The organism is Bacillus haikouensis, from assembly GCF_013179555.1.
In the GTDB taxonomy this organism is placed as follows: Bacteria; Bacillota; Bacilli; order Bacillales; family Bacillaceae_B; genus Rossellomorea; species Rossellomorea haikouensis_A.
Genome location: NZ_JABMCR010000105.1, coordinates 1 through 13382 on the forward strand (window position 1 = coordinate 1; position 13382 = coordinate 13382).

At 39.9% G+C, this 13382-nt stretch carries 16 protein-coding genes and 1 riboswitch; of the genes, 2 read left to right on the forward strand and 14 right to left on the reverse strand.

Annotated features, from left to right (window positions below; all coding sequences use genetic code 11):
• The 11 genes from HP456_RS11590 to HP456_RS11640 all read right to left on the reverse strand — a co-directional run.
• Positions 1 to 323: metal ABC transporter substrate-binding protein (locus tag HP456_RS11590; protein WP_172251202.1), on the reverse strand; the 323-nt coding region annotated here is incomplete at its 3' end.
• 535 nt (positions 324 to 858) lie between these two features.
• Positions 859 to 1617 carry an ABC transporter permease gene (locus HP456_RS11595; RefSeq protein WP_172251204.1) on the reverse strand — a complete coding sequence of 253 codons (759 nt, stop codon included), beginning with the start codon at positions 1615 to 1617 and terminating at the stop codon, positions 859 to 861.
• Positions 1618 to 1619: 2 nt separating this feature from the next.
• Positions 1620 to 2381 carry an ABC transporter ATP-binding protein gene (locus HP456_RS11600; protein WP_172251206.1) on the reverse strand — a complete coding sequence of 254 codons (762 nt, stop codon included), beginning with the start codon at positions 2379 to 2381 and terminating at the stop codon, positions 1620 to 1622.
• Positions 2382 to 2394: 13 nt separating this feature from the next.
• Entirely contained in the window at positions 2395 to 3258 is an 864-nt protein-coding gene (locus HP456_RS11605) for a pentapeptide repeat-containing protein (RefSeq protein ID WP_172251208.1), read from the reverse strand.
• Between the two features lie 13 nt (positions 3259 to 3271).
• Positions 3272 to 3601, reverse strand: coding sequence for a PadR family transcriptional regulator (locus tag HP456_RS11610; protein WP_172251210.1), 330 nt, complete (start codon positions 3599 to 3601; stop codon positions 3272 to 3274).
• Between the two features lie 480 nt (positions 3602 to 4081).
• Positions 4082 to 5098, reverse strand: a complete 1017-nt coding sequence (locus tag HP456_RS11615; RefSeq protein ID WP_172251224.1) for a serine hydrolase domain-containing protein — start codon at positions 5096 to 5098, stop codon at positions 4082 to 4084.
• Positions 5099 to 5273: 175 nt separating this feature from the next.
• On the reverse strand, positions 5274 to 5540 hold the full coding sequence (locus HP456_RS11620; RefSeq protein WP_172251212.1) for a CD3324 family protein: 267 nt from the start codon (positions 5538 to 5540) through the stop codon (positions 5274 to 5276).
• Positions 5541 to 5808: 268 nt separating this feature from the next.
• The gene (locus HP456_RS11625) at positions 5809 to 6621 is read right to left on the reverse strand and encodes a pentapeptide repeat-containing protein (protein ID WP_172251226.1); all 813 of its coding nucleotides are present in this window, start codon (positions 6619 to 6621) and stop codon (positions 5809 to 5811) included.
• 284 nt (positions 6622 to 6905) lie between these two features.
• Positions 6906 to 7907 carry an adenosine deaminase gene (gene add, locus HP456_RS11630; protein WP_172251214.1) on the reverse strand — a complete coding sequence of 334 codons (1002 nt, stop codon included), beginning with the start codon at positions 7905 to 7907 and terminating at the stop codon, positions 6906 to 6908.
• A 56-nt stretch (positions 7908 to 7963) separates the two neighbouring features.
• Positions 7964 to 8063, reverse strand: a riboswitch (purine riboswitch).
• Positions 8064 to 8116: 53 nt separating this feature from the next.
• Positions 8117 to 8635, reverse strand: a complete 519-nt coding sequence (gene paiA, locus HP456_RS11635; protein WP_172251228.1) for a spermidine/spermine N(1)-acetyltransferase — start codon at positions 8633 to 8635, stop codon at positions 8117 to 8119.
• Positions 8636 to 8661: 26 nt separating this feature from the next.
• Positions 8662 to 9114: a MarR family winged helix-turn-helix transcriptional regulator gene (locus tag HP456_RS11640; RefSeq protein WP_172251216.1), complete on the reverse strand. Its 453-nt coding sequence runs from the start codon at positions 9112 to 9114 to the stop codon at positions 8662 to 8664.
• Between the two features lie 116 nt (positions 9115 to 9230).
• On the opposite strand from HP456_RS11640, the gene HP456_RS11645 reads away from it, so the two are divergent.
• Positions 9231 to 9875, forward strand: a complete 645-nt coding sequence (locus HP456_RS11645) for a YczE/YyaS/YitT family protein (RefSeq protein WP_172251230.1) — start codon at positions 9231 to 9233, stop codon at positions 9873 to 9875.
• A gap of 96 nt (positions 9876 to 9971) precedes the next feature.
• Here HP456_RS11645 and HP456_RS11650 read toward each other — a convergent pair whose 3' ends face one another.
• Together HP456_RS11650 and HP456_RS11655 are read right to left on the reverse strand one after the other, a co-directional pair.
• Entirely contained in the window at positions 9972 to 10703 is a 732-nt protein-coding gene (locus tag HP456_RS11650) for a class I SAM-dependent methyltransferase (protein ID WP_172251218.1), read from the reverse strand.
• A gap of 149 nt (positions 10704 to 10852) precedes the next feature.
• A complete protein-coding gene (locus tag HP456_RS11655; protein ID WP_172251220.1) occupies positions 10853 to 11347 on the reverse strand; it encodes a S4 domain-containing protein in 495 nt (164 codons plus the stop codon).
• A 1004-nt stretch (positions 11348 to 12351) separates the two neighbouring features.
• On the opposite strand from HP456_RS11655, the gene HP456_RS11660 reads away from it, so the two are divergent.
• On the forward strand, positions 12352 to 12708 hold the full coding sequence (locus HP456_RS11660) for a CotD family spore coat protein (protein WP_172251222.1): 357 nt from the start codon (positions 12352 to 12354) through the stop codon (positions 12706 to 12708).
• A gap of 227 nt (positions 12709 to 12935) precedes the next feature.
• Here the strand turns inward: HP456_RS11660 and HP456_RS11665 are convergent.
• Positions 12936 to 13382 (reverse strand): SRPBCC family protein (locus tag HP456_RS11665; protein WP_312857755.1); only part of this gene is annotated, 447 nt, incomplete at its 5' end.

Genomic DNA, 13382 nt, shown 5'->3' on the forward strand with positions numbered 1-13382 from the left:
ATTTGCTCTGCAAAAGGTTCCAGGCCAGCTCCGTTATAAATTAAAGCATCGGATTCAGCGATTTTCACCATCTCTTTCGTCGTTGGTTCATAATGATGAGGGTCGGAACCCGGCGGCAGGATCGACTCCACCACCGCTTCATCCCCTGCAATCTGTTCAGCAAAATATTGCAGGGGATAAACAGTAGCAGAGACCTTCAACACTTCATTTGAATTCATTGAATCATTGTTATCTTCATTGCTATTTGTCTCCACATTACCACAGGCTGCTGCACCTACAATAAGAGTTACTAAACTTAGACAACCTACTATTCTCTTAAACATTTTTTCTCCTCCAATTATATGATCTGCCTTCAAAACGAAATGATTACGATTTAAACTCTAAAAAAATATGTTCAATGGAATGTATGTCTGCTTTATAGACTTAGTAAATCATCAGGATTGTTTCGTTCTTATTTTTGTATGTAGTTACGATTAATAGTGCTGTCCATCCTAATGTTATTCTTATTTTTGTCTCTTACCATATCTGCATCTGCCGTTTCTCGTTGATCGGTCCCGCATTTGCTTTTTACGGCCCAAGATTATGTCTCCTGAAGCAAAATTATGCCGAATCCTTTTGCCCTCCCCACTCTGTTATCATTGTATCCGGCCATGATTCCACCACCTATAATGAACTTCAAATACTCCTTTTCCCCATTGAATTAAATCGTAACCATTACGATTTGAATTGTATTATATCAGTCAATTAAAATCAAGTTATTTATTTTATTACATATAAAAAAAACGCCCTGCACCAATTCTCAGGACATTTCTATTGTCATTCTATAGGTCATGCACCCTTAAACGGAATTTATCTTTTTTATACCCGCTTTTTATACACCCTCATCGCAAAGATATATGCAACGAGCATAATGCCAACACACCAAGCAAGAGCAACCCATATATCATTACCCGCAGGCTGACCTGATAGGAGCTTGCGAATGGATTCCACAATTGACGTTACCGGTTGATTTTCGGCAAAGGCGCGAACTCCGGACGGCATCGATTCGGTCGGTACAAACGCTGAACTGATAAACGGAAGGAAGAGTAACGGATAGGAAAAGGCACTGGCTCCATCCACCGATTTTGCTGTTAGTCCGGCAACCGCCGCAATCCAAGTCAAGGCAAGAGTAAACAGTGCAAGTATACCGGCAACGGCGAGCCATGACAGGATCCCCGCTGATGAGCGAAAGCCCATCATGAGAGCAACAAGAATGATGACGACAACAGAAATGGAGTTGGATACCAATGAGGTCAATACGTGCCCCCACAGGACGGTGGAACGCGCAATCGGCATGGAGTGGAACCGCTCAAATATCCCCCGCTGCATATCTAAAAACAGGCGGTAAGCCGTATACGATATCCCACTTGCAATCGCGATCAGCAGTATTCCGGGCATAAGATAGTTCACATAATTATCCGTACCGGTTTGGATCGCTCCGCCAAACACATATACGAACAGCAGCATAAAACCAATCGGCATGATGGTGACCGTAATGATCGTGTCCATACTTCGCAAAATATGACGCATGGAACGTCCAAGCATAACACCCATGTCACTGAAAAAGTGTGTATTCATTTTTATTTTTCCTCCTTCTTTCTAGTGATTGCGAGGAATATCTCCTCCAATGAAGGTTGTTTTTCGACGTATTCCACCTTTGCCGGCGGGAGCAGCTTTTTCAGTTCCTCCATTGTCCCATTGGCGATCACTTTCCCCTCATGCAGAATGGCGATTCGATCAGCAAGCTGTTCAGCTTCCTCCAAATACTGTGTGGTCAAGAAAACAGTCGTGCCGTTTTCAGCCAGTTCTTTAACGATCTTCCAAACCTCAATGCGTGCCTCGGGATCAAGCCCGGTGGTCGGTTCGTCGAGGAAAATGATCTCCGGTTTCCCCACAAGGCTCATGGCAATATCGAGTCTCCGCCGCATACCGCCTGAATAAGTGGACGTCTTCCGGTCAGCAGCATCCGTCAAACCGAAGCGTCTCAGCAAATCATCCGTAACCTGGCGCGGATGATGAAGATGTCGCAGCCTGGCAATCATGATAAGATTTTCCCGCCCGGTTAAAACCTCATCCACCGCGGCAAATTGCCCGGTCAAGCTGATGGACTGCCGCACATTGCCGGCCTTTGAAACAACGTCGAACCCGTTTACGAAGGCGGTCCCAGCGTCCGGTTTCATCAGCGTGGTGAGGATTTTGACAATCGTGGTTTTACCTGCGCCGTTGGAGCCGAGGAGGGCGAAAATGCTGCCACTTTCAACCTCGAAATCTACCCCCTTTAATACATGTAGATTCTTGTATGATTTTTGCAATCCGCTTACTTGAATGGATGTGTTTTGCATGCTCTTCTCCCCCTTATATCACAGTAACTTTTGATACATCAGCTTCTATCCCTTTGAGAGCAGCATAGGTCAACTTATCCATCATGGCACCATCAAAGCTGATCGTTTTAATGGCACGGTAATATTTCTTAGAAAAGGTACCACCCTTGAAAGATACATTCTTAAGTGTCGCGCCCTTAAAAGTAACGTCGTTCAGTGCCGCCTTGTCAAACTTAACACCAATGAAGGTAAGTCCGTCGAAGCACTGTCCCCTCAGGTCAGAGAATGTGAAGTCCACACCGTCAAAAACACAATGATCAAAGATTGTTTTTCTAAGGTCGGTCACGGTCAGCTTGACATCGGTCAGTGTTACCCCTTTGAACTTGACTCCATTCAGCCCGGATTTACTGAAGTCTGTACGCACAAGGGTTGATTTGTTGAAGCTTGAATCCGTAAGATCCAGGGTAGAGAAGGTGCAGTCTGTCAGATTGGCCCTGTCGAAATTGGCTTCACGCACATCGCTGCTCTTAAATGAGCTGCCGGTCAGATCCGAGCCTTCAAAGTCCGAACCCCGCAATGCGCTCCCTTTGAATTCTCCTTTATGTGCGGTAACACCCGCAAAGTCACTATTTGATAAATTGCTCGAACTGAAGTTTGTCAGCACCTGACGCTCCAGTGATCGGGAGAGGTTCGCAACCTCCTGCACCGTCTGTTCGATGTCGCCGATGCTGTCAACTGTCATCTCAAAGGCTGTTTCATCGTCTTTTCCTTCTTCCTTTAGCTCGAGGAACCGCTCCTGTAAATCGGCAAGCAGATCAGCCTTTAATTCGTCGACACTTTTTATCCCATCATAACGTGCAAAAACGCCGGCCACGTATTGATTTAATTTCTCGTTCATATCAAACATCTCCTTATAATAAGTTATCGAGTACACGCTTTGCATACTCCCAATTGCTTTTGTTGTTGACGTAGGTGGATTTACCTTTCTCGGTAATCCTGAAATACTTACGCCGTCCTCCCTGAGATCCATCGCCCCAGTACCACTCAATATCACCATCTGCTTCAAGTCGGCGAACGCTTGAGTACATTGTCGCTTCCTTTAACTCATATTTTCCGTCCGACCGTTCGGCAATGACCTTAACAATTTCGTAACCGTAACGATCAGCTTCGGATAAAAGCCTTAAAATCATCGTATCGGTATGGCCGCGCAGCAGGTCGGATGTGATTTTGTTCTTGCTCAAAGAACCACCTCCATATTTACATTATGCATTATATTACTATGACAGTCAAGGTAATATTATAGTTATCATACTATTATCAATATATACAATATGTGCAGAGAAATACTAAATATGTTTGATAACCTAAGTGATCACTACTGAGAAAGCCAAAAACTGCAACTAAAAAAGCTGCCTCGGGGTTGGCAGCTATTAAGAAAGACTAATTTACGTAAGCTGGATTAATTCTTTGATTTTTCTTTTTTATCAAATAAACCAAGAGCTGGTGCAACTGCAATTCCCCCTGCGCCCACCACCCTTACATGACTTTCGGGTGTTACTTAATAAAGTTTCAGTAATTAGAAATAGCTGAAGATCCTGACTGATCTTCAGCTATTGTCCTCTCCAGTTATAGAGTCAGCCAATATATTTGTTAACCCATTTTTTATGGACAGATGATGACAGGATCACTTTCCCTGTACAAGTTCTGCCCCGATTTTCAATTCAATTTAAAAAATAATCTTCGATTGCTTTTGTTATATCAAAAGGATCAGATTCATTATTAGATGGAATGACCACTTTTAAATGAATATCAGGATAGATTGATGCTCGAAAACTCACCCCGGGATCATAGCCCATCACATGATATTTATAAATGTCTTCATTCTTTTTATTCATCCATATGCCATAACCGTAGTGAACTTCTCCCTTTACAAGTACATGGGGAGTTAATAATTTCCGTGTCGTATCCTCATTTAATAATGTAAAGTCAAATAATGATTCCCAAAGCTTGATCATATCGGGAGCCGTTGTAAATGCACCGCCATCAGAACCGCCTTTTGCCGGGATAGAGTATATGTTTGTTCTCCATGTATTCTCCTGTTTGTTGTGTATATATCCCATTGCCGTGTTACGAGGAAGTTCATCCATTGAAAAATAACCTGATCTCTCCATATCTGCCTTCTGAAATACTTCTGATTCAATATAATCAGCAAAACCTTTATTTGTTTGTTGTTCGATGATCAATCCCAAAAGGATATAACCGGCATTATTATAGTGAAATCTTTCACCTGGTTCAAACTTCATCTTATTAGATTGAAAAAGCGGTAAAAAGTCTTTTAGCGACTTCATGTGATAAACCGGCTTTTCCTTCCACAAGTCTTCATAATCATCCATTATTTCTTCATCAAAGTAATCCGGTATTCCGGAAGTATGAGTTAATAAATGGTGTATGGTAATGGACTTACTAAAATGAGGAAAATGAATATCCAGGCATTCCTTTAAAGGAGTATCAAAAGAGAGCACACCCTTTTCAACTAGTTGACAAATTCCTATTGCTGTAAACAGCTTGCAACCTGAAGCTATCCCAAAGCGGGTATGGATCGTATTAGGCAATTCTTCAACTCTATTGGCATAGTCATAAGCACTTTCTGATACGACTACGTTCCCTTTCTTTACATAAACAACTCCAGACAAACCAACCTTATGACTACTTTCATCGATTATCTTTTTTAGTTCCATGTTCTCGTTCAACGTGATTCCTCCATTCTTATCCAGAACTATATACAGTCTGGATTCGCCTAACTATCTTAATAGTAAGTGAATTCTGAACGAGATTATATAGCAATTATTTTTACTACTAAAAGTCACCATAAAAAAACTAACCACCTCAAAGGAGATCGTTAGTTTTTACTCATTATTTTTTGGAGTATACAATACTTTTTATCGTTTCTGTGGAAAGGAAATAGTCATTAGCCAACTGTATAATGGTTGTGCCGGAATTAAACTGCTCTTTAATACGTCGATTTCTTTGATCTATTCTCTTTCTCTCTCCGGAACGAGAGCCCCATTCTTGATGATTACATTTTTCTTTAGGGATATACAGGGTCTTTCCTTGCACGTACTTTTGTAACTCCTTTAACAGGTCTTCAGGTAAAATGTGATTGGCTTTGACATAGCTCATTTTGATGGCCCCTTATTGATTTTTTATAAATAAGGTGCAAAGCCTAATGTAATAGAATGTATTTTACTTATCGCGATTTCATATTATCCTCATACAAAGTATCGCATTCCATCAGGCTTTGCATGAGGTATGAACCGATTTAGCAAACGAATGAACTTTCTTCAATTCTATTCCCCCCATCAGTTTTGAACTAAATATACCAAATAAACTGAACATTTTCTATGAAGCTTGTAAAATCTCTTATCAATCAAAACTGCATGGGAGTCCTCTAGTTCAACCAATGGCTTGGTTTTTCCAGATAGCCGGGGATTTGGGTGCCGTTATCCCCCCTTGCGGAATTGATTTGGGATTGTGTTAGAAAAAGAGCTTCTTTCAAGTTAGCACCACTTAACTCTGCGTCTCTGAGGTCTGCACCAATAAAATCAGCCTTCCTCAAATTACTATGGCTTAAATTAGCTGCAATCATCAGTGTTCCTCTAAAATCTTCACCTTGTAAATCCAACCCTTTCAGGTCTGCTCCCAAGTAATCCAAGCCTTTCTTTTTTCTTTTCTTTTTAGTCTTATTCATAAGGTCTGCGCGATACAATTTGCTTGTCTCTATCAACAGCGCATTCACATTGCTTCGATGGGCGACAATATCTATTTCTGCTATCTCCTGAGGTGTTTTTATGGTTAGCTCAACCGTTTCTTCGTACATGTTTTGAAGACTGGGATGCAATGACCGGGTTTCCTCTAAGGCAAGAGCTTGTTTCAGATACCAGAGCATTTCATGCAATTGCTGGACACGAGGGAATACGTCAAACATTTCTTCAGCACGTTTTGCGTCTTCACGCCAGTCCCCACCCTTATAAATATTCTGTGAAACATGCTGACCGGCACCAAAACATTCATAAGACACACAACCACGAAAGCCCTGTTCTCTTAACTCGTCATGTATCGAGCACAAATTGCTTGAACCTAAATGCCGGCAAGGTTCACCTCCGTCTTTATTGTATGGAAAATCTGCTGATTCTGCATAAGGCAATGCTGCGCAGCACAATCCAAAGCAATTCTTGCAATCTGATTTTAAATCATCAATCATCATTAAACACTTCCTGTAGTTTATAGAGAATAAATAAAGTATATATGAAAAAGCACACTGTTAATAGTTATAATTTCAATCGCAATTCGACTCCCAAAAAAACGAGGCGGGGACACAGCTAAAACATGACACTTTAAAGACGAACGATCCCGGAATAGACGGGCTTTCAATACCTCTGTTGATTTCCTGCATGACTTCACTTACTGCGGGCGGTTAGGTCAGCCTCCTCAAATCCCCCCATAACACTTACACATAGAACCTGATGCGGATTCCACACTAAACGTTTAGATATCCAGTAGATATTTCATCAGTTTTTCCTTTGTCTTCTCCTTTGCAAACGAGGCTTGCACACTATTCATGTAGATCTGTTTATACTCTTCATCACTCATGGCAAATTCAGTACAGACTAAATCACATTCCTTCGCCATCGTAGTGTCTGATACCGTTCTGTTGTCCGTATTAACGGTTACTTTTATCCCGTCCCTTTGAAAATCGCAGATTGGATGATTACTAAAGTGGTTTACTGCTTTTGTTTGGATATTGCTTGTTGGACACATTTCAAGCACGATCTGTTTTTCCTTTACAAGATTATAAGCTTCAGGGCAGTTTTTAATGAATACACCGTGTCCAATCCTTTCAGCACCCAGCCATTCAACAGCTTCGAGGACGTTTGTCCCGATGCCCGTTTCACCGGCATGGATCGTGACTCTGTAGCCATATTCTCTGGCCAATGCGATTGGTTCTATGAACTTACCGCAAAAACCTTCTTCTTCAGAAGCACACAAATCAATCGCGACAACCCCTTTCCCAAGGAATTTCTTACCTCTTTCGACGACCTCAAAAGCACTCTCCACCGACATCGTTCTCATACATGACAAGATGATATTTCCTTTAATATCAAATTGTTCTTCGGCCTCTTTCATACCCTCTATCACGCTTTGAATGATTTCTTCTACAGATAATCCCATTCGCGTATGAAGTAATGGGGCAAATCGAACCTCCATATATTTCACATTTTCCATTGCAGCATCTTCAAAAAGCTCAAAGGTAATTCTCCTTAGATTTCCTTTTGACTGCATGACTGCATTAGGGATGGAAAATTTCTTTAAATATTCATCTAAAGATTTGCAGTCTAACGGGGCAATCAGTTCTTCTTTAATCTCTTCCCTATCAAAGGAAGGTATACTGATCCCTTCTCTCTTTGCGATATCAATGATCGTCCCGGGTCTGACACTCCCATCCAAATGGCAGTGAAGCTCAATTTTAGGCATTACAGAAAAATTCATTGTTGTACCTCCTCTATTATCAAAAAAAAATCCTGATTACGAAGAAAATACAAATAAAATGTTTGTATCTTCTTCGTAATCAGGATTTATTGGTTCCTGGTAGAGACCTCCAAACCATATTATTGGAGTTATACGAATTGAGTGTGTAGTAAGTTTTTTATAAAGATAATAGAGTTTGTCTTTATTGTCAAGGGGGTGGATAGATCTCCTTACCCTAAACTTTTAGTCATTATAATGTCCATTTGTTCTTCATCACCCATATAAAAAAAGTGGGATCCAGTTTGAACAAAACCCAGTTTCTTATAAAACGCAATAGCATTTTCATTCTTCTCCCATACGCCCAGCCAGATTTTCTTCTTGCTGAATTCCATAGCGAGGTCTGTTGCTTTATTCAGGAGAGATTTACCCAGCCCAAGGTGATGAAAGTGGCTCTTTATATAGATCCTCTCAATCTCCAGATATTCGTCACTCATTTCTTCAGATTGAGCATCGTTAAGATTGATCTTTAAATATCCAGCGAGCTCATTACTTAAGTAAATAAAAAAGAACTGAGATGAAGGATTAGATAATTCTTTCTCCAATTGCTGCAGGTTGAATGCCTTTTCCAAATAGGCGTTCATGTTTTCGGCTGTATTCTGATTTTTGAAAGTCTCACTAAATGTTTCACAACTAACTTCTTGAAGTTGGTGTGAGTCTTTAAGCGTACATTTTTCTATTTTTATCGTCATCATACTATTTCACTCCTTTATGGATTTCAGTAATTTCTCTTGTTCCCCTTTTTTACAAATTCCCAATCGACTTCTACATTTTTCCTTACTCTTTGCAGAAGATGAAATATGTTTTCGACTTCTTCTTCGGAAAATCCATCTAATGCGACATCATTGGAGTAATCATTTTCTCTTTTTATAAATGGATATACATGTTTTCCCTTATCTGTTGGAAAGAGTTTCTTAATTTTTTTATTAAGTTGATCGTCTCTTTTTTCAATAAAGCCGTTTATTTCAAGTTTTTTAATAGCACGAGCTGCTGTTGTTCTGTCTACTTTTATTAATTCAGCTAACTTTTCTTGAATGATTCCAGGGTTTTCACATATTCGCACAAGGTACAAATACTGCCCTTTTGTAAGGTCATATTCTTTAAATTCTATATTACTAATAGAATCTAAAGCACGTGCGATCATTCCAATTTCACGAAGGATTTCTTTCATGATTGCCTCCTTACTACTTTTTGTTGTAAATGCAATAATTTTAGCATATAGTAAATATAACCTGTTTTTGTTGTATTTGCAATAAAAAGCAAAATAAAGGGGGCAAATTAAGTGAAATATTTTTTTATGCAGCAGGAATTTTAACAGTGACCCTTGGTGTATCATTCACTATACAATCAGATCTCGGAACTTCACCTTTTGATGCCCTTTTGGTAGGACTGTCCATAAATGCGGGGCTAACTGTGGGAAGCTGGGAAATCATACTGGCTTTCATTCTGATAGGTTGTAATTCGCTTTTAAAAAGACAAAGACCAGAAGTTTTGGGATTGTTAACAGCATTCATAACGGGGATTGGTATTGATATGTGGCTTTTTATTTTGCACAATTTGATAACGCCTGAACTATGGTACAGCAAAGTTGTTTGTTTGGGGATTGGCTTGGTTTTTATAGGATTAGGCACTGCAACGTATTTACACACAAATTTCGCACCGATTCCAATTGACCGATTAACATTAATCCTGCAAGAATTAACTGGAACAAATATATTTTACTCGAGAACATTCATTTACTTCGTATTCTTGATCATGGCAATGATCGTAAATGGACCAATTGGAGTTGGCACATTGTTAACGGTTTGTTTAGGTGGGCTGATACTTAATTACTTTATGCCCTTTACAGAAAGAGTATTGGACTGCATACTCACCCATTCCAGTACATCATCAAATTATGCTGGAGATAAAGAGTCTGGGACAAAACTATAAAACCACTGCTAATGATTTCCGAGGAAGTCTTCGTCTTGCACGGAATAAGAAAAACGCCCCTGATCCCGAAGGAGCGGAGGGGCGTATAAAAAATATTTACTTTTCTGCTGAGATTAGCAGGAACATAGGTCTGCGGAGTTCATCTTTCATTTCAGGAATACTTTTTAACATTTCCTCAGATGGAATCGGCTCCTTGACCGCCCTTATATTAAAACCGGCACTGATTAAGTCATTGATGTACGTAGATAATGTACGATGATATTTTATAACGTTTTCAGTTAGGAATGATGTCTCACGCAAACCTTCCTGTTGATAATTGTCAACTGCCCAATGCAGGCGGTTTCCTTTGTCATCATAATACCAATCTTGTTCATTTCGTGAAGTGAAAACTGGATGTTCAACTGAAAATACAAAAGAACCACCAGGTTTCAGACTATCATAGACCTTCTTACAGATTGATTCAAACGACTGAATATAGTGAAAAGCCAATGAACTAATGACCACATCAAATGGAGAGTCCGAAAAATGGATGTCTTCAATTGGCATTTTAATGTATGAAATTAATTCATCATTTGTCATTTCACGAGCCTGTTGAAGCATCTTATCAGATAAGTCTACCCCAATCACAGACCTTGCTTCTTGTTCACGGGCATACCGGCAATGCCAACCGAAACCGCATCCCAAATCAAGTACACGTTTATCTCGGAGTTCGGGTAAGAGAGCTTTTAATACATGCCACTCTCCCGCGCCTTCAAGGCCTTGGACTGAACGTGCCATTTTTTTATATTCAGAAAAGAAATTCACATTATCATACTTGTTTTGCTTCATCGTTTTTACCACTCCTAAATAGTAAGTCAGCCTCCTAAGATTAAAACAACATCTATTTCAGGAGGCTGCCTATCCCCTTATCACCATCTGTTTCACCTCCATATTTTATATATCAGTCCCTATTCACAATTGCTGCTAAACGTTTTTCATCAAATGAAAATGGAAATGCGTTTTCCCTTTGACAATCGTGTACTTGGTTTGATGACTTGTTCATTTATTTGTATCGTTCCTTTTTCAATCTTTTCCATGATCTGTGATCGAGTCCAGTCCTCAATTTGGTTTGCAAGCACTTTATCAATTCGATGTTTCCCTATCACATCATCCAGTACAATGTGGACCACCTTTACTCCTTGCTCAGTTAAGCTGGTTATGGGAATGGCTGGCATAATGGATGATTCTTCTGTCTGCTCCTCACCCTCAGTTACATGCTCTGAGAACGATTTATAAATAGCTAACTTTTTGTTCCAGGTATGATTTTTTTCGCATTTATAGATCGCATATTTGTATATACTTTTTCCGTTCGCGTTATGCCTTTGCACATTGGTGTCCGTGAAAACGGATATATTGCCGCACATTTTACAGTGCTTCTTTACAGTTCGTTCTTGTATTTGAGAAAGTTTCCAGTGGAAAGTCATATTTAACATTTAATCCTTCACCTCTTTATAAGATAAAGGAACACAAGCATCTATTTGGATAACTTGCAGCGCATATAACATAAAATTGAAAAAACAAAAAAGGAGATCCTATACAAGGACCTCCTATCGCATCGAGACTACAGGGTTGCTTGGTTCCTTTGTAATGAGAAAAATGGGCATACTACCCCCTGAGAAAAAAACATTTGTTTTTTTGAGGGTGATGCTATCCAATTTATTGATCATTACAAAGTAAATGTTGGCATACGTGTTCTCCTGTATCCTTTCTATCCAAATAGAGTTATTCTCATTTTACCGCATCATTACATTCAAATGCAAACGTTTACTTTCTTCTATCCCCGGTTACTTCTCAATCCTGTTAGTCAGGAAGGGTTTACATTCAATGTTTAAATGGTTATATCTGGTCGTTTATTAAATAAGAAAAAAAGAGGCTGAGTTAAAACTAAGAAACAACTACCTAAAGGCGAACATTTTAAGTGTCGACTTTAAATACCGCTAATGATTTCCGCGCAAGACTTCGCTTTCCGCGGGCAGCCCGTGAGCCTCCTCGTCGCGTTCGTCTCCTATAGGGTCTTACTTGTATAGCTGCAGGGCTTAGAGGCACATGTCATAAGCCAAACCGACCAAGAAGGCAAAGTGCGCCTTCCAGGACGATTCGATTTATGCCACCCGCCTCTGAGCAAAGCCCTTCCGCTTTTCTAATAAGCTACTTTTCCCGCAGGAGTCTTCGTCTTGCACTCCAATCAACCGCTGGAATAAGCTGAAAACAAAATGGACATATGAACAAACGAATAAAAACCCGAACTCTTGAACCCTTAAATTCAAATTAGTTCGGGTTTTATTTGGACTTGAACACTTTTGTCCCAGGCTCTTTTTCAATCTATATGGAAATACAGTTTTTTAGATAATAGGTATTAGTCCAAGAGTTAGATGTTTGTCCTACATATATTGATACAGATAGGTCATTTAAAACGATATCGAAAGGAGAATTTATAATGCGTTGGAAATGTCAACAACCATCTAAAGTATTACCGGCTATTGTTCATCCGACTAAATGTTGTACGCAGCACACTTATAATACTGTCGTCCAGCCTCATATCCATCCATCCCATACAACAAACGTCAACCATACGAATATTCAAAACCAACACTATTTTCCACACACTCAATCGGCTGAAAATGTTTCAACAAATCAAAACTTCAATATGGGACCAGGTGTGGCGGGAGCTTATATGCCTGGACCTGGACCAGGGCCAGGACCAGGGTCAGGGCCAGGGTCATGGCCGGGACAGGGGAATGGCTCTCCATCACAAGGAGTTGCTGGAGCGTATCAGCCAGGTTATAAGCGATAAGCAGACAGTATCTGACTTATATAGACTAAGCAAAATAACTAAACCACATTTTATAGCTATTAAAAGAGCAAACGATCTTTGTTTGCTCTTTTGCCTGTGTTGAACCGACCTTCAAAGAATGAATTTAACCTTAAACTTTTTTCTTGGCTATTGAACGTAAACTCCGAGCCTGTTTCCATGGAGCAGTAGTCTGGCAATCAACCTGTGACATCTGTCTTTCTTACTGGTTACAGACTTTCTGCAAGTTCTTTAATGATTGTTTTGGAGATATCGGCAAATTCTACTGACGCCTCGTAATACATTTGCCCATCTTTAATAAGAGAGAAATCGCCAATCTTTATTTCCAGTAACGTCTTGTCACCTTCAGCTCGGAGATTGTAATGATAGGCAACGTCTCCTTCATCAGGTTTCAATTCCCATCCTGTACCGTAAAGCGCGATCACTAATTCAGTCTCTTCATCCGCTTTAATCAATTTTGTTATGGACTGCTCACCATTTGGAAGATCCCATACCACCTTACTTCCAGTGGTCATACGTTCCTGGGGGTAACCTTCAGGTAGTTCATCCCATTGAGCTACGTACTTAGGATTAACAAGAATCTCCCATACATTAGCAGTTGGTGCATCAATTAAAATCTCAGTATGAACAGTTAGTTCTTTATTCATGTAAACATC